The 16905-nt window shown below is 72.8% G+C and carries 14 protein-coding genes; 13 read left to right on the plus strand and 1 reads right to left on the minus strand.

Going from position 1 to position 16905, the window contains the following annotated elements; all coding sequences use genetic code 11:
* Nucleotides 1-141: 141 nt before the first annotated feature.
* A complete protein-coding gene (locus COUCH_RS09345; protein ID WP_249611665.1) occupies nucleotides 142-1158 on the minus strand; it encodes a LacI family DNA-binding transcriptional regulator in 1017 nt (338 codons plus the stop codon).
* A 176-nt stretch (nucleotides 1159-1334) separates the two neighbouring features.
* Between COUCH_RS09345 and COUCH_RS09350 the strand changes: the two genes are divergently transcribed.
* The 13 genes from COUCH_RS09350 (at nucleotide 1335) to COUCH_RS09410 (ending at nucleotide 16899) form a co-directional block, all read left to right on the plus strand.
* Nucleotides 1335-2027 carry a pyrimidine reductase family protein gene (locus COUCH_RS09350; protein WP_249611666.1) on the plus strand — a complete coding sequence of 231 codons (693 nt, stop codon included), beginning with the start codon at nucleotides 1335-1337 and terminating at the stop codon, nucleotides 2025-2027.
* 95 nt (nucleotides 2028-2122) lie between these two features.
* Nucleotides 2123-3883, plus strand: coding sequence for an ATP-binding protein (locus COUCH_RS09355; RefSeq protein WP_430640912.1), 1761 nt, complete (start codon nucleotides 2123-2125; stop codon nucleotides 3881-3883).
* A 52-nt stretch (nucleotides 3884-3935) separates the two neighbouring features.
* The gene (locus tag COUCH_RS09360) at nucleotides 3936-5084 is read left to right on the plus strand and encodes an exonuclease SbcCD subunit D (protein WP_249611668.1); all 1149 of its coding nucleotides are present in this window, start codon (nucleotides 3936-3938) and stop codon (nucleotides 5082-5084) included.
* Entirely contained in the window at nucleotides 5081-7570 is a 2490-nt protein-coding gene (locus COUCH_RS09365; protein WP_249611669.1) for an AAA family ATPase, read from the plus strand. The genes COUCH_RS09360 and COUCH_RS09365 overlap by 4 nt, the downstream gene beginning before the upstream one ends.
* The gene (locus COUCH_RS09370) at nucleotides 7567-8538 is read left to right on the plus strand and encodes a hypothetical protein (RefSeq protein ID WP_249611670.1); all 972 of its coding nucleotides are present in this window, start codon (nucleotides 7567-7569) and stop codon (nucleotides 8536-8538) included. The genes COUCH_RS09365 and COUCH_RS09370 overlap by 4 nt, the downstream gene beginning before the upstream one ends.
* Nucleotides 8539-9280: 742 nt before the next feature.
* On the plus strand, nucleotides 9281-9958 hold the full coding sequence (locus COUCH_RS09375) for a sigma-70 family RNA polymerase sigma factor (protein ID WP_249611671.1): 678 nt from the start codon (nucleotides 9281-9283) through the stop codon (nucleotides 9956-9958).
* Entirely contained in the window at nucleotides 9958-10731 is a 774-nt protein-coding gene (locus COUCH_RS09380; protein ID WP_249611672.1) for an anti-sigma factor family protein, read from the plus strand. Before COUCH_RS09375 ends, COUCH_RS09380 begins: the two co-directional genes overlap by 1 nt.
* Nucleotides 10732-10998: 267 nt before the next feature.
* The gene (locus COUCH_RS09385; protein ID WP_346015974.1) at nucleotides 10999-11706 is read left to right on the plus strand and encodes a COG4315 family predicted lipoprotein; all 708 of its coding nucleotides are present in this window, start codon (nucleotides 10999-11001) and stop codon (nucleotides 11704-11706) included.
* Nucleotides 11707-11896: 190 nt separating this feature from the next.
* Entirely contained in the window at nucleotides 11897-12688 is a 792-nt protein-coding gene (locus COUCH_RS09390) for a DUF4142 domain-containing protein (RefSeq protein ID WP_249611673.1), read from the plus strand.
* Between the two features lie 102 nt (nucleotides 12689-12790).
* Nucleotides 12791-14086: a Pecanex-like protein 1 gene (locus COUCH_RS09395; RefSeq protein ID WP_249611674.1), complete on the plus strand. Its 1296-nt coding sequence runs from the start codon at nucleotides 12791-12793 to the stop codon at nucleotides 14084-14086.
* A gap of 381 nt (nucleotides 14087-14467) precedes the next feature.
* The gene (locus COUCH_RS09400) at nucleotides 14468-15385 is read left to right on the plus strand and encodes a DNA-3-methyladenine glycosylase family protein (RefSeq protein ID WP_430640913.1); all 918 of its coding nucleotides are present in this window, start codon (nucleotides 14468-14470) and stop codon (nucleotides 15383-15385) included.
* 28 nt (nucleotides 15386-15413) lie between these two features.
* On the plus strand, nucleotides 15414-16166 hold the full coding sequence (locus COUCH_RS09405; protein WP_249611675.1) for an ROK family protein: 753 nt from the start codon (nucleotides 15414-15416) through the stop codon (nucleotides 16164-16166).
* Nucleotide 16167: 1 nt separating this feature from the next.
* The gene (locus COUCH_RS09410; protein WP_249611676.1) at nucleotides 16168-16899 is read left to right on the plus strand and encodes an HAD family hydrolase; all 732 of its coding nucleotides are present in this window, start codon (nucleotides 16168-16170) and stop codon (nucleotides 16897-16899) included.
* Nucleotides 16900-16905 lie beyond the last annotated feature (6 nt).

A 16905-nucleotide genomic window follows, 5' to 3' on the forward strand; every position in this document is an offset into this window, starting at 1 on the left:
CTCCCGTCTGACGGACGGCACGGCGGTGCCGTCCGGGCTGCCTCCAGCGTGCCCGGGTGGCGTTTCGCAGCGGTTGCGGCGCCGTGTCCCGGCCGTCAAGGGGCGCTGGTATGCCCCGAATCACACCGAGGGTATGACGGGTCAGGCGGAGGCGCGACGGACCAGGTGGGTGTCGAGCAGAACGTGGGAATCGCCGACGGGATCGCCGCCGATGCGGGCCACCAGCAGCTCGGCCATCCGCCGGCCCATCTCCTCGACCGGCTGGTGGACGGTGGTCAGCGGCGGCTCGCACTGCCGGGCGATCGGCGCGTCCTCGAATCCCACCAGCGTCACGTCCTGCGGCACGCGCAGCCCCGCCTCGCGCAGGGCCCGCAACGCGCCGCTGGCCATGAGGTCGGAGGCGGCGAAGACGGCGTCCAGGCGCGGCTCGCGGGTCAGCAGGGAGCGCATCGCCGCCGCCCCGCCCTCCTCGCTGAAGTCGCCGTACCCGATGAGCTCGGGGCCGCGGACCGCCTCGCGGTAACCGGCGAGCCGGGCCCGGCCCACCTCCATGTCCTGCGGCCCGGCGACCGTCGCGACGCGGCGGCCGCCGCCGGCGATCAGATACTCGACCGCCTTGCGCGCGCCCGAGGCGTTGTCCACGTCGACGAAGAAGTCGTCGGGGTGCGGGTTGGCGGGACGGCCGCCGAGCACGAACGGCATGCCGCGCTCGCGCAGCATGCGGGGGAGCGGATCCTCGTCGTGCAGGGACAGCAGCAGCACGCCGTCGACGTGCGCGGTGGTCAGGTGGGTCTCGACTCGCTCGCGCTGCTCGGTCGACGCCGCCATGGCCAGCCACAGCTGCAGCGGCGTTTCCAGCAGCGCCGAGTTGATGCCGCGCAGCACGCCGGCGAAGAACGGCTCGCCGAAGACGCGCTCCTGCGACTCGGACACGACCAGGGCCACCGAGTCGGTGCGCTGGGTGACGAGCGAGCGGGCGGCCCGGTTGGGCACGTACCCCAGCTCCGAGATGGCCGCCTCGACGGCCGCCTTGGCCTGCGGGCTGACCTGAGAGGACCCGTTCAGGACGCGGGATGCCGTGCCGCGGCCGACACCGGCGCGCGCCGCGACGGCGTCGAGCGTGGGTCGTCCCGGCGAACGGACGGGTTGCCTGGTCATGGGCGCATTATTCTCCTGCCGTACGGTCCCTGTCCTGCCCGTCCCGCCTAGGCTTACGACATGATCTGCCGCGCTTGCCGCGATCGACGGCATGAGGACTGCCGGGGCGGGTCCTGGTGTGACTGTCAGCACCGGCCCGTCGAGCCGACGCCGCCCGTCACCGGCCCGGCCTCGCCATGATCCTCGAAGACCTGCTCCCGCGCTACCCACGTGCCGCGGAACCGACTCTGCGCGTCAACTTCGTGGCCAGCGTCGACGGGGCGGTGACCGTGGACGGGAGGTCGGGCGGGCTGGGCGGTCCGGGCGACAAACAGATCTTCGACATGCTGCGGATGACCTGTGACGCGCTCATCGCCGCGGCGGGCACCGTACGCACCGAGAAGTACGACGCGCTGCGCCTGGACGATGCGGGCCGGGCGTGGCGGCGCTCGCACGGGCTGCCCGAGTTCCCGCTGATGGTGGTCGTCTCCGGCTCCCTCGGCCTCGACCCCGGCCAGCTGATCTTCTCGGACGCGCCGATCCGGCCGCTGGTCGTCACCACGGCGCGCGCGGTGCCGCCGCCCGGGCTGGCCGACGCCGCGGAGATCCTTGCGCTCGGTGACGAGACGGTCGACCTCGCCGCGATGGTCGCCGAGCTGCACCGGCGCGGCGCCACGCAGCTGCTCTGCGAGGGCGGCCCCCGCCTGTTCGGCTCGCTCATCGAGGCCGACCTGGTCGACGAGGTCTGCCTGACCGTCTCGCCGCTGCTCGCCGGCGGCACCGCCGGCCGCATCGCCGCCGGCTCCGACGGACCGGCGCGGCGCCTGGCCCTGCGCAGCGTGCTCTCCGAGGGGGACGAGCTTTTTCTGAGGTACGCCCGGAGCACCTAGTTCTTGTGGACAAACCTGTGGATGACCCCTAGAAGTTGTGGACACGGCGTGCCAACCCACAGGGCGTCCGCCAAGTGTCGTACCTCTGGTGCAACATGATCGGCGTGTCTGACGAAGCAACCGAAGCGAGCGAGCCGGTCGGGCGGGTGCTCGGCACCGCCGACGCCACCCCGTTGCAGTTCTGGACGGCCGTGACGCCGGGCAGCTACCTGCAGCTCGACGACGTGGTCGTGACCACCCGCGACCTGCCCGACCGGGAGCCGGTGACGATCGCCGGCGTGGTCACCCAGGTCCGCGCGCGGCACGAGGGGGCCCAGTTCGACTCGGACGTCTTCGCCATCGCCGAGGGCACGCTGCCGGCGCTCGTCCAGGAGGCTGCCGAGATCACCACCACCCGCGTCGACCCGGAGTTGTATGTGCCACCCGCTCCCGGCGCGGTCGTGCGCCGGGCCTCCGGCTCGGCCCGGGACGCGGCGCTGCACTTCGACCGGATGGAGCGCCGGGTCCCGATGGGCACCGGCCGCGACGGCGTCCCGGTGTTCCTCAACGCCGACTTCCTCGACGGCACCCGCGGCGCGCACGTCTCCATCTCCGGCATCTCCGGCGTGGCCACCAAGACCAGCTTCGCGACGTTCCTGCTCTACTCGGTCTTCCGGTCCGGGGCGCTGGGCGCCGACGGCACCAACGCCCGGGCGCTGATCTTCAACGTCAAGGGCGAGGACCTGCTCTTCCTCGACCACGGCAACACCAAGCTCGACGCGGCGACCACCGCGGCGTACAAGCTGCTCGACCTGCCCGCGACCGCGTTCCCCGACGTCCGGGTGTATGCGCCGCCCCGCGCCGGTGACTCGTCGGGCGCGCCGGACGTCAACAGCCGGCTCACCGGCGTGGACAGCTTCTACTGGACGCTCGAAGAGTTCTGCGCCAACCGGCTCCTGCCGTACGTGTTCGCCGACGCCGACGACGAGCGCCAGCAGTACACGATGGTCGTCCACTCGGTCACCGCGCACCTGGCCCGGCACGCGGTCGCCGCGGAGGGCGGCATCAGCATCGACGGGCGCCGCCTCGGGTCGTACGGCGACCTCGTCGATCACGTGGTGGACCAGCTCACCGACGACGAGACCCGCTCGACCTGGGCCGGCAGCGCGGTCAACATGGGCACGGTCAACGCGTTCGCGCGCCGGCTCATCGGCAGCAAGCGGGACCTGTCCCGGCTGATCCGCGGCGACCTCGCCGCCCGCCGCCCGCACCAGATCAAGACCGCCGAGAGCGCCCAGGTCACCGTCGTGGACCTGCACAACCTGCCCGACCGCGCGCAGCGCTTCGTGGTCGGCGTGACGCTGAAGACCGAGTTCGACGACAAGGAGAAATCGGGCACCGGCCGGCCCCTGCTCTTCGTCGTCCTCGACGAGCTCAACAAGTACGCCCCGCGCGAGGGCTCCTCGCCGATCAAGGAGGTGCTGCTGGACATCGCCGAGCGCGGCCGCTCGCTGGGCGTGATCCTCATCGGCGCGCAGCAGACCGCCAGCGAGGTGGAGCGCCGCATCGTCACCAACTCGGCGATCCGCGTCGTCGGCCGCCTCGACCCCGCCGAGGCCTCCCGTCCGGAGTACGGCTTCCTCCCCCCGGCGATGCGCCAGCGCGCCCTGCTGGCCCGGCCCGGCACGATGTTCGTCAACCAGCCGGACATCCCGGTGCCGCTCTGCGTGGAGTTTCCGTTCCCGGCCTGGGCCACCCGCAAGTCCGAGTCCGGCCCGCCGCCCGCGGGCAGCCTGCGCTCGATCGTCCAGGGCGTCGACCCGTTCGCGGTCGTGGGCGGCCGCGGCGGTTCGCCGGACGACGACATCCCGTTCTAACCTGCCTAGGCGCCTTCGGCGCAGATCAAGACCAAAACGGCGAAGGTGACCGATGCGGATCCTGCACACGTCCGACTGGCATGTCGGGAAAGTCCTCAAAGGGCGGAACCGCCACGAGGAGCACATCAAGGTGCTCGCCCAGCTCGTGGAGGTCGCCCGCGCGGAGCGGCCCGACCTGGTCATCGTCGCCGGTGACCTCTACGACACGGCCGCGCCTTCGCCGGACTCGGTGCGGGTGGTCACCCGGGCCCTCTCCGCGTTGCGGCAGGCCGGCGCCCGGGTCGTCGCCATCGGCGGCAACCACGACAACGGGCAGGCGCTCGACGCGCTGCGGCCGTGGGCCGACGCGGCCGGCATCGAGCTGCGCGGCTCGGTGCGGGACAAGCCCGAGGACCTGATCATCCGCGGCGAGACCGCGTCGGGGGAGCGCTGGCAGGTGGCCGCCCTGCCGTTCCTCTCCCAGCGCTACGCGATCCGCGCGGTGGAGATGTACGACCTGACCGCCGCCGAGGCCAACCAGACGTATGCGGACCACATCGCCCGGCTGATCGCCCGCCTGGCCGAGGGCTTCGACGAGCCCGGCGTGGTGAACCTGCTCACCGCCCACCTCACGATCGTCGGCGCCAGCTCGGGCGGCGGCGAGCGCGAGGCGCACACCGTCATGGGCTACGCCGTGCCGGCCACCGTCTTCCCGGCGAACGCGCACTACGTGGCGCTGGGCCACCTGCACCGCTCGCAGCGGGTCATCGGCCCGTGCCCGGTGCGCTACAGCGGCAGCCCGCTCGCCGTCGACTTCGGCGAGGAGGAGAACGTCTGCTCGGTCGCGATCGTCGACGTCTCCGTCGACAAGGCCGCCCAGGTGCGCGACGTGCCGCTGACCTCCGCCCGGACCCTGCGTACGGTCCGCGGCAGCCTCGACCAGCTCGCGACGGTGAACCTTCCGGACGCGTGGCTGCGTGTCTACGTCCGTGAGAAGCCGCGGGTGGGCCTGCGCGAGGACGTGCAGGAGCTGCTGCCCAACGCGCTCGAGGTGCGCATCGACCCGGACATGGTCCCCGAGGCCGGCAAGCAGACGGCCCAGCGCGCCGGGCGGTCGCCCCGGCAGCTCTTCGGCGACTACCTGGACAACCGCGGCAACGCCGAGGAAGGCGTCCGCGAACTCTTCGACGAGCTGTATGACGAGGTGAGCACCCAGCAATGAGGCCTTTGCGGCTCGACATGGCCGGGTTCACGGTCTTCCGCGACGAGACCACCGTGGACTTCACCGACGCCGACTACTTCGCGCTGGTCGGCCCGACCGGCTCAGGCAAGTCCACGGTGCTCGACGGCATCTGCTTCGCCCTCTACGGCACCGTGCCGCGGTGGGGCGGCAGCCGCGGCATCGTCAACGCGCTCGCGCCGTCGGCCACCGAGGCCCGCGTCCGGCTCGTCTTCGAGTCGGCCGGATCGCGGTACGTGGCGACCCGGGTGGTGCGCCGCGACGGCCGGGGCAGCGTCAAGACGGCCGGCGCGGGCCTGCAGCTGATGCCGCCCGGATTCGACGTGACCCGGCTCGACACCGGCATGAGCCTCGACGACCTCGGCGACGTGCTCGCGGGCACGCCGGCCGAGATGGAGCAGGCGGTCGTGGAGGCGGTGGGGCTGCCGTATGAGCAGTTCACCAGCTGTGTCGTGCTGCCGCAGGGCCAGTTCGCCGACTTCCTGCACGCCAAGCCCGCCACCCGCCAGCAGATCCTCGTCAACCTCCTCGGGCTGCACGTCTACGAGGAGGTGCAGACCCGTGCCTCCAACCGCGCCACCAAGGCCGAGGCCCAGCTCGCCGTCGTGGACCAGGCCCTCGCGGGGCTCGCCGACGCCGACGACGCGGCGGTGGAGGCGGCAGACGCCCGGGTCGCCGCCATGCGCCGGCTCACCGCGGCGGTCGAGGCGGCCGTGCCGCGGCTGCGCACCGCCCGCGAGCGCGAGACCGAGCTGGCCGCCGCACGTGACGCGATCGCCGAGGAGCTCGCGGTGCTCAGCCGGGTCACCATGCCCGCCGGCAGCGCGAAGATCGCCGAGGCCGCGGCCACCGCGCGGGACCGGGCCGCGGAGGCGGCCACGGCCGTGCGGGCCGCCGAGGAGCACGAGGAGAAGGTACGCGGTGAGCTCGCGGCGGCCGGCGACGCGGGCTCGCTCGGGCTGCTCCTGGACCGGCACGTCGAGTTCGACCGGCTGACCGGTCAGGCCGAATGGTTCGCCGGCGAGGTCTCGGTCGCCGAGGTGGAGCACCGGGACGCGATCGCCGCCGCAGAGCTGGCCCACGCCGCCCACCTCGGTGCCGAGCAGCTCCTCGAACAGGCCCGGCTGGACTACGCCGAGGCGCAGACCGTGGACCGCGCCGCCGCCCTGCGCGCCCACCTGAAGGCCGGCGACGACTGTCCGGTGTGCACCCAGCCGGTCGCGACCGTACCGCCGATGCCCGAGGGCTCCGCGGTGAAGGTCGCCGAGCAGCAGGGCAAGGCGGCCCGTGCCGCCGCCGACGTCGCCTCGACGGCGTGGAAGCAGCGCGATGCCGTCGCCCGCGAGCTCGAACGCGGCCTCGACCGCAAGCGCGCCCAGTTCGAGCAGCACAAGTCCCGGCTGGCCGAGGTGCAGGCCGGGCTGGCCGGCTCGCCCGGCGCCGAGGCGCTGCGGGCCCGGCTCACCGAGCTGACCAAACTGCAGCGCAAGCTCGACGACGCCGGCACCGACGTCCGCGCGGCCCGCGAGGCCCAGCGCCGCGCCCAGACCGCGGTGGCCGCCGCGGAGGAGCAGCAGCGCACGGCGTGGCGTTCCTTCGACGCGGTCCGCGACGCCGTGGCCCGCTTCTCCCCGCCCCCGGCCGACCGCGACGACCTCGCCGGCGCCTGGGCGGCGCTGGTCGACTGGGCCCGCGACTCGGCCGCGCAACGCGAGACGGCCCGCGCGGAGGCGGTCGCCGCCGTCGAGGCGGCACACGCCGACACCCAGCGGGAACGGGCGGCGGTCGTCGCGCTCTTCGCCGACAGCGCGGTCCCGGCCCCGCCGAGCGGGTCCGACGCCGACCTCATCCGCGCCGCCGCGGTCGCCGCGGAACGCGCCCAGGCGGCCTGGCAGCGGCTGGCCGACCGTCGTGAGGAAGCCCAGCGGTACGCCGAACAGCGCGCCGCACTCCTCCGCGACGGCCGGGTCGCCAAGTCCCTCGCCGGGCACCTGCGCGCCAACAACTTCGAGCGCTGGCTGCTCGAGGAGGCGCTCGACCTGCTCGTCGACGGCGCCTCCCGGATCCTGCGCGAGCTCACCGGCGGCCAGTACGACCTCATGCACGACAAGGGCGAGTTCTATGTGATCGACCACCACGACGCGGGGCTGCGCCGGGGCGTGCGCACGCTGTCCGGCGGCGAGACGTTCCAGGCCTCGCTGGCCCTGGCCCTCGCGCTGTCCGAGCAGCTCGCCGGCATGTCCACCACGGCGGCCAGCCTCGAGTCCATCGTGCTCGACGAGGGCTTCGGCACCCTCGACGCCGCGACGCTCGACGTGGTGGCGGCGACGCTGGAGAACCTCGCCGCCCGTGGGGACCGCATGGTCGGGGTGGTCACCCACGTGCACGCCCTGGCGGAACGGGTGCCGGTGCGGTTCGAGGTGCACAAGGACGCGCGTACGGCGCACGTGGAACGGGTGGGCCTGTGACCAGGATGTTCGTCGACGCGTGGGACCCGGCGTACGGGGCGTCGTTCGAGGGCGGCGACGGCTCCGACGGGCCCGCGTCGCCCAGCAGCGCCCAGGTCGACGCGGACGTGGAGGTGCCCGCGGCCCAGTGGGCGCCCATCGACGTGTCGCCGCGGGTGCGCTGCCCCGACGTGGTGTTCCTGGTCGACGGCGTCCGCCGCAACGACGCCGGGCTCTGGACCGCCGAGGAGGACGGCCAGTCGTACGCGGGCCTCGCCGCCTCGTACGCGGCCGGCGTCGTCCGCTGCGACCTGCGCAACGGCGTCGCCGAACTGGCCGGCGCCCGGGTCGGCCGCGGCCTGTTCACCGCCAGCCCGTCGGCCGGCGACGTCCAGGCGGGCTCGGTGCGCTACGAGATCCACCGGGTCAGCGGCACCGGCGAGGCCAGCAAGCTCCCCGCGGCCGTCCAGGCCCCGCTCACCGCGCTCGAGATCGAGATCTCCGGCGAGGTCCGCCACCACGGCTCCGACGGCGCTGACCTGCTCGTGGTCGACGGCCCGCTGCGCAACCGCCGCCAGCTGCCCCGCACCATCGGGTACGTCAAGACCCAGCAGAAGCAGTACCTGTCGGCCCAGCTCACCCAGGTCGTCACGGCCCTGCGGCCGGCGCAGCGCACCCCGGTGTTCGCGCTGGGCACGGTCTGGGGCGGCTGGTCCTGGTACCTGCGCCTGCCCGGAGCCTCCGGGGCGCCGTGGTCCGGCATCGTGCGCGTGGAATGCTCGCCGGACCTGACCCCCGAGGAAGCCATCGAGCTGGCCGACCTGTCCCTGGCAACACTGCCGCGGTTCGCGTCGTCGGCGTACAAGGACCCCCGCGCCCCGCAGAACCTGGTGCCGATCGCGGGGCTGGAGCGGCGGCTGCGCGGGATGCTGGGTGACGCGCGGGTGCTGCACCGGGCGCTGACGCTGGCAACGGCCCGCAGCCGCTGACGACCGGCGGATCCCGACGCCGATCCTGCGCGGCACCGGCTCCGCCCGGCCGGCCTTTTGTGCGCGACGCGCTGCCGGCTCGGCGTGCCCGGACTGCCCGGCGCCGGCCAGTCGGACCCGGCGCCGGCGCTGCGTCGGCTCGGCCCGCGTGGATCGGGCGGCGGCGGCTTCTCGGGCCCGGCGCGGCGCCGGTTCCGCCCGGCTGGACCGGCCGGCGCGCCGTTCGGCCGGGCGTGCCTCCGCCGACCGCCGCCGCGAACCGGGCGCCGACCCGCCGCACCGCCGCGCAGCGCAGCGATTTAGAGCTTTCATCCCTTTCGGCGGTAAGTGGCGGACCTGCGCACCGTCGCCGCCGGGCTACCCACGGCGAGCCCTCCGAGGCTGATCCACACGGTCGGTAAGGGTGACATGACGGCGCGCCGACAATGGATCCGCCGGGCGTGTGGAGTACGCACCGCGCGTCTGTCGACTCCGGCTCGACGCTGAGTATTATTCGCGTGCCCCTAGGCCCATATCGGGACCTATGGATGGATGTTGCGCCCCCCATGCGCGCCCTGGGCTGCCCGCTCCGGCGGGGGATCAGGTGTGCCCGACGTCCCTGGAACCGGAGGACCCTCTTGCGACTGCGTGTCGATGCCGCCCCGCCTCCCAGGATCCCGGAATTTTTCCCGCTCGCTTTGATCCCGGCGGGTGCCCCCGGCCGTATGACAGGCGACGGGGAAAGCACCGGCAGGAGGAATCGATGCATGCGACGGTCATGGAGCGGCTCGCGCCGGCTGGGGAGCGCGTCATGACGCAGCAGCGTTCCGGGGGCCGGTGGCAGGCGCTCGACGGAGGCCGGGGTGCGGACAATGATGACGCCGTGATGCCGCGACAGGCCCGCCATGAGGCCGGGTCGGCGACCGCGAGTCACGAGGACACGCTCGTCCGGATGCTCTACGAGGAGCACGCGGGACCGCTGCTGATGTTCGTGCTCCGCCTCACCGGCGGGGACCGGCAGCGGGCCGAGGACATCGTGCAGGAGACGCTGCTGCGGGCGTGGCGCAACGCCCACCGCCTCGGCGCCCAGGGGCAGCAGTCGCTGCGGCCCTGGCTGGTCACGGTGGCCCGGCGGATCGCGATCGACGACCACCGCAGCGTCAGCGCCCGCCCGCCGGAGACGTACGACCGGGAGCTGGAGAGCTTCCCGAGTACGGCCGACGACACGGATCGGGTCCTGCAGCTGATGACGGTCACGGACGCCCTGCGTACGCTGTCCCAGTCGCACCGGGAGATCCTCGTCGAGACGTACTTCCGCGGCCGGACCGTTCCGGAGGCGGCTGACGTGCTCGGCCTGCCCCTGGGTACGGCCAAGTCGCGTGTGTACTACGCCCTGCGGGCCCTGCGTACGGCTCTGCAGCAGCGGGGGGTGACGGAGTAATGACACAGGAACAGCACTTCGACGTCGCCGCGTACGCCCTGGGCGTGCTCGACGAACGCGACGCCGCCCGCTTCGAGGACCATCTGATCGACTGCCCGGCGTGCGCGATCGAGCTGGAGTCCCTGCTGCCCGTGGTGGACATCCTGTCGGACGTCGACGCCGACGCACTCGTGGCCACCGAGCAGTCGCGCCGCGACGGCATGGTGCTCAAGAAGATGATCGGCGAGGTGAAGCAGGAGCGGCGCCGGGCCAACAGCCGGCGGCTGTACTCGCTCGCCGCGGCGGTCGTGATCTTCGCGATGCTCTCCATCGGTGCGCTCTTCGCCGGGGGTAAGTTGCTGGCCCCCGACCCGCAGAGCCCGCAGGCGCAGGCGCCGCCGCGGTCCAGCAAGAACCTCGACCCGCTGCCGCTGGCCAAGGGTGGCCTCGGTGGCACGCCGCTGGCCGGTGAGGTGCTCACCAACACGGACTCGCGGACCAACGTGACCGCCTCGGTGGGCTTCGAGCCGAAGGACTGGGGCACCCAGGTGTCGTTCGCGGTCTCCAACGTCAAGGGCCCGCTGACGTGCCGGCTCGTCGCCGTGCGGACCGACGGCAACTCGGAGGTGCTGTCGACCTGGACCGTGGGGGAGAAGGGCTGGGGCACCGCCGCCCAGCCGGAGCCGCTGCTGCTGCAGGCCGCCACGGCGCTCCCGCGGGCCGACATCGCGCACATCCAGGTGCAGTCGATCGACTCCAAGGGCGCGACGGAGACGCTCGTCCGGGTTCCCTGACCCCACGCTCGTCGAAAGGCCCGGCCGCCGATGCGGCCGGGCCTTTCCGCGTCCGTACGCATTGTCGGTGACGCCATTACGCCGCGCGACGGATGATCGCGAGGGCCTGTCATTCACGGACGCGGGTCGCGAAGGGTTCAAAGAATTTTCCGGGAAATTGATTCAGCCGATTCTTCAACCGCGGCGGCGGGCGGCGCGTACTACTGCGCGGAACACGGAGATGAAGAGATCAGTTGGAGGGCTCTCGTGGTACCGGAGAAGCGAAAGTTGATCGTCGTCAGCGCCGCGATCGCGGCGGCGTTCGCGCTGCCCGGTTGCGCTCCCGCCGGTTACAACAGCGGCGGCAGTGACTACGGTGCCCAGCCGGCCGCCAACGCGGTCGACGCGACCCCGGGCGCCACGGCCGAGCCGACCGCCGGCGCCACGCCCGGCGCGGAGACCGGGGACGGCGCCGACGAGGCCTCGGACACCCCGGAGCTCAGCGAGGACGAGGTCACCACGGAGCTGAAGGCCGCCAAGGTCAAGCGGATGGGCGAGACCGTCCAGAACGAGGACGGCTTCGTGCTCTACCGCTTCGACAAGGACAAGGTGAAGCCCGACGTCGTCTCCAACTGCAACGGCGACTGCGAGAAGACCTGGCCGCCCGCTCTGATCAACAAGGGCGAGGAGCCGAAGCTCGAGGGCGTCGACGCGGACCTCGTCGGCACGGTCGAGCGCAAGGACGGCACGCTGCAGCTGACCCTCGACAAGTGGCCGCTGTACACGTACATCGGCGACAAGAAGCCCGGGCAGTGGAAGGGCCAGAACGTCGCGAGCGCCTGGTTCGTCGTCACGCCGGAAGGCAAGAAGAACCTCACCTGCCTCCCGCCGCCGTCGAAGGCCGTGGCGCCCCCCGCCGACGACAAGGGCAGCGACTCGCAGGACAGCGGCGGCGACGCCGGTTCCGACAGCTCCGGGTCGGACTACAGCTACTGAGCGTCGACCTGGCCGGCCGCCGTTTTCCATCGGCGCCGGCAGGCCGAAAGACCGCCCATAAGTTCTCTTTAAGTCGGGCGTAAGAAGTTCATTTTCCATTGCGACACCGCAAGACCTGCTCCTAGCGTTTCCGGCGTTCCACCACGGTTCGCCGGAATCGTTTCCCCACCCGTCGTCGGAGGTGTGATACATGATTGCCGCTCGCTCTTCTCGCCGGCTTCAGCGCTGGCTGGTGGGCGTCTCGGCAATGTCCCTGGCGTTCCTGCTGGCCCCGGCCGGCGTTGCCCGGGCGGCCGATTCGACGCCCGTACCGGTCCCGCCCAACACCGGGCTGACCGACAAGGGCACCGGCACGGTCACCGCGGCGGACCGGGACTTCGTCATCAAGGTCCGGCTCGCCGGACTCTGGGAGATCCCGGCGGGCAACATGGCCGTCGAGAAGTCGGACGACCCGCGGATCCAGGAGATCGGCCGGAACATCTCGGCCCAGCACGTCGTGCTCGACAAGCTCGACATCGCGGTGGCCAAGAAGCTGGGCGTCGCCCTGCCGAACCAGCCCAACGGCGACCAGCAGGGCTGGCTCAACGAGATGCGTACGGCGCCCACGAGCCGGCAGTTCGACCAGATCTACATCGACCGGCTCCGCGCGGCGCACGGCAAGATCTTCCCGGCGATCGCGACGATCCGGGCCAGCACCCGCAACGACTCGGTGCGCAAGCTGGCGCAGGAGGCCAACCAGTTCGTCATGACGCACATGACCCTGCTGGAGAGCAGCGGCATCGTCGACTACTCCCAGCTGCCGACGCTTCCGCCGCCGGCCGCCGCCGGCAAGGGGCCGGTACCGGTCGACAACGCGATGCTCGCCGCCGCCAGCAGCCCGGGTGGCGTACCCGGGGTGAGCACCTCGGTCATCCTGCTCGTCCTCGCCGGTGCCCTGGTGGCCGGCGTGGTCACCACGATGCGCATCTTCCGGGCGCGCTAGCCCCCGAACGGTTCCCCGACCTGGCCAGCCGACCAGGCCGTACGGCAGTACCTCCAGGCGGCTCCACCGCCCGCCACGTGTGGACAGAGAAAGGTGTCAGCAATGCGAAGGTCGCAGTACCGGCGCGAATCCAAGTACTCCAAGTGGTTCACCGGTCGGCGCCGGATCATCGCCGCGGCAGCCACGTTGGTTGCCTTCGGTGGCATCGTCACCGTCACGCAGGTGTCGGACGCAAGCACCAAGCGTTCCACGCAGCGTGCTCTGGCCGCTTGCAACAACATCCAGGCGCCGAAGCGGTCGAAGCTGTCGACCGAGACCCGGCGGGGCACCTACACCACGAACAAGGGCCGGGTGACCCAGCACGCCGACGACGGCTCGGGTGACATCCCGACCACCGATCAGATGCGGGCCCGCTGTCGCCAGTGGGTGATGCAGAACGCCGGCAACCAGGGCGGCGGTGGCAACAACGGTGGTGGCGGCGCGAGCCCGGCCCCGTCGAACAGCACCGCGGCCGGCGGCGACCAGAACGGTGGCGGCCAGAACGGCGGTCAGAACGGCGGTCAGAACGGCGGCCAGAACGGCGGCCAGAACGGCGGTCAGAACGGCGGCAACAACGGCGGCGGCGCCGCGACCCCGCCCCCGGGCGCTGGCCTGGGCATCCTGACCAACAGCTGCTCCACCAGCCAGCTCACGCCGCACGACGGCTTCCAGAACGGCAACCGCTGCGTCTCCACCGAGTTCGGTGAGGTCGGCTCGCAGGAGAACAACCCGTCGCTGCTCATCACCGAGGCGCCGACCGAGGTGCAGCCGAACACCCCGTTCACCCTCAAGGTGAGCACCCGCAACCTGATCCGCGACCGGTTCCTCGCGGCCGGCCAGGGTGGCTACTACGTCGAGTCCTCGGTGCTGCAGGACGGCATCGTCCGCGGCCACTTCCACACCGCCTGCCGCATGCTGGCCAGCACCAACGAGGCGCCGGACCCCGCTCCCGTCCCCGCGTTCTTCGTCGCGACGGAGGACAAGCAGGGCGGCCGGGCCCCCGACACCGTGACGATCCAGGTTCCGGGCCTGCCGCAGGCGGGCACCGCCCAGTGCGCCTCGTGGGCCGGTGACGGCTCGCACCGCATCCCGATGATGCAGCGCGCCAACCAGACCCCGGCCTTCGACGCGGTCCGCATCGAGGTCGGCGGCGGCGGCAACGGTGACCAGGGCGGCCAGAACCAGGGCGGCCAGGACCAGGGTCAGCAGCAGGGCGGCCAGGACCAGGGTCAGCAGCAGGGCGGCCAGGACCAGGGCCAGCAGCAGGGCGGCCAGGACCAGGGCCAGCAGCAGGGCGGCCAGCAGCAGGACCAGAACGGCGGCCAGAACAACGGCGGCCGCAACGGCAACAATAACTAGGTACGGAGCCCTGCCGCACCCGGGAACCGAACCCCGCGGGGCCGCGCCACCTCTGACATGGCGCCGCCCCGCCGGGGACCCCCCGTCGGGACCCGGACGCCGTCCATCCCCCTGAGGACGGCACCCGCGGCAGGCGGTTCGAGCAGGTAATCGGCTGACGAAAGGAGGCGCGGGAACCGCTCGGGCCGAGCTGCCAGCTCCGCCGCCGGGTGACGCGGACCGACTCGGGTGTCCGCGCCCACCCTCCCCGATGGCCCTGACCGGGAGCGCGGTCAGGGCCATCGGCATGCCCGCGGCCGGCCACCGGAGCGAGCGGCCGGCGACGCCCGAAGGCGGCCTGCCGGAAATCGATCGGCCGGGGGAGCGGGGGAGGTCCGTATAGTGGCCCGGGTGACGACGACGGCGACCCGCCGGCTGCGACCGCTGGACGGCTACCTCTTCACGAGGACGCTGCGGTCGTTGCTCGTTGTCCGGCACGATCCCTGCGGCAAGCTCGTGGACGGCGAGTTCTGGCTCGCCGCGCGTACCCCCGACGGTCCGGCGACCCTGTGCCTCGCCCGCGACGGCGCGGAGCTGAGCGCGACCGGGCACGGGCCCGGCGCGGGGTGGATCGTCGAGCGGGCCGACGCGATCGCCGGGCTGCGGGACGACCTGGGTGACTTCCCGGCCAAGGCGGCCGGGCATCCGCTGGTCGCGCGGCTGGCCAGGACCTTCTCGGGGGTACGGTTCCCCGCCACCGGCCTGGTGTTCCACCGCCTGATCCGGGCGGTGCTGGAGCAGAAGGTGACCGGCATCGAGGCGCACCGGGCGTACCGGGCCATGGTGCGGCACTTCGGGGAGCCCGCGCCGGGACCGGTGGAGCTGCTGCTGCCGCCCGATCCCGAGGCGGTGGCCGCTACGCCGTACTGGGTGTTCCATCCGTTCGGGGTCGAGCAGAAGCGCACCCAGGCGTTGCTGCGCTGCGCGGTCGGGGCGGCCCGGCTGGAGCTGTGCGGGGACAGCGCCGAGGCGACGCGCCGGCTGACCGCGATCCCCGGGATCGGGCCGTGGACGGCGGCCGAGGTGGTGCGCACGGCGTACGGCGACCCCGACGCGGTCAGCGTGGGTGACTACCACATCCCGAACACCGTGGCGTGGGCGCTGGCCGGGGAGGCGCGCGGGACGGACGCGCGGATGCTGGAGCTGCTGGCGCCGTACGCGGGGCATCGGGGCCGGGTCTGCGACCTGCTGGCGGCGGGCGGCATCATGGCCCCCCGCTTCGGCCCCCGGATGCCGATCCGGTCCTTCGCCCGCTTCTGAGCGGCCCCCGGGCTGGCAGACTGCACCTGTGGCTTTCACGTTGACGATCGACTGCGGCGGCGGTGGCATCAAGGGGTCGGTGCTGGACGAGGCCGGCACGATGCGCGCGCATCCGCTGCGGGTGCCCACGCCGTACCCGTTGCCTCCGGATCTTTTCGTGAAGACGCTGGTCGGGCTCGGCGAGCGGTTGCCGACCGCCGACCGGGTGACCGTCGGCATGCCCGGCATGCTGCGCCACGGCGTGGTCGTGGCGACGCCGCACTACGTCACCCGCAGCGGGCCGCGGACGAAGGTCGACCCCGACCTGGTCGAGGCGTGGCAGGGGTACGACGCGCGGACCGCGCTGGCCGAGGCGTTCGGGCTGCCGACGCTGGTGCTCAACGACGCCGAGGTGCACGGGGCCGGCGTCGTGGCGGGGACCGGGTGCGAGCTCGTCCTGACGCTGGGCACGGGGCTGGGCTGCGCGCTCTTCGACGGCGGCGCGCTCGCCCCGCATCTGGAGATGTCGCAGGCGCCGGTGCGGTGGGGCATGAGCTACGACACGTACATCGGTGAGCACGAGCGGCGCCGGCTGGGGGACGCGCTCTGGTCGCGGCGGGTCCGTAACGTCGTGGAGGGGCTGCGGCCGGTGTTCCTGTGGGACCGGCTCTACCTGGGCGGCGGCAACTCCCGGCTGATCACCGCGACCCAGCTGGCACGGATGGGTGACGACGTGGTGGTGGTGCCGAACACCGCGGGCATCGTCGGCGGCGTACGCGCCTGGACGCTCAACACCCGCTGAGATGCCGCCCTCCCCGGTTGCGTTGCTGCTCGACTTCGGTGGTGTGCTCGCCGAGGCGCCCCGCTCCGATCCCGCGCCGCCTGGGCTGGTGCTGCGGCTGTACAACCTGACGAACGGCGTGCTGTCGCCGGGGGAGATCAACCGTGCGCTGGCCGACGGGGCTCAGGCGTACGCGCAATGGCGTGACCGCGACGAGCCGGACGAGCTGCCCCAGGCGGAGGTGTGGCGGCGCTTCGTCACCACGGGCTGGCCGCAGCGCGCGCAGGAGGCCGTACGAGTCAACGCGGCCAAGCTCAGCTACGACTGGGCGTGGCGGCCGACGTGGGCGCTGCGCCCCGGCGTGCCGGAGGCGTTGCGGGCGGCCCGCGCGGCCGAGCTGCCGATGGCGGTCGTGAGCAACACGTTGTGCGGGGCGGCGCACCGCGACTTCCTCGCGAAGGCCGGCGTCGGCGGGCTCTTCGCCGTGCAGGTGTACAGCGACGAGGTGGGGGTGCGCAAACCCAACCCGGAGATGATCTGGCACGCCACGCGGCGGCTGGGCGTACCCACCGAGCAGTGCTGGTTCGTCGGCGACAGCTACCGGCGGGACATCGTCTGTGCCCGCCGCGCCGAGACGGGAGCGGCGATCCTCATGCGCTCGCCGCGGACGTCCACCGAGGACGCGAGCCGCTGGCCCGAGCCGGACGTGGTGGTGCAGGACGGGTTCGGGCTGCGCGACCTGCTGCCGTTCTAGGACGGG

It is taken from the genome of Couchioplanes caeruleus (assembly GCF_023499255.1).
Classification (GTDB): domain Bacteria; phylum Actinomycetota; class Actinomycetes; order Mycobacteriales; family Micromonosporaceae; genus Actinoplanes; species Actinoplanes caeruleus_A.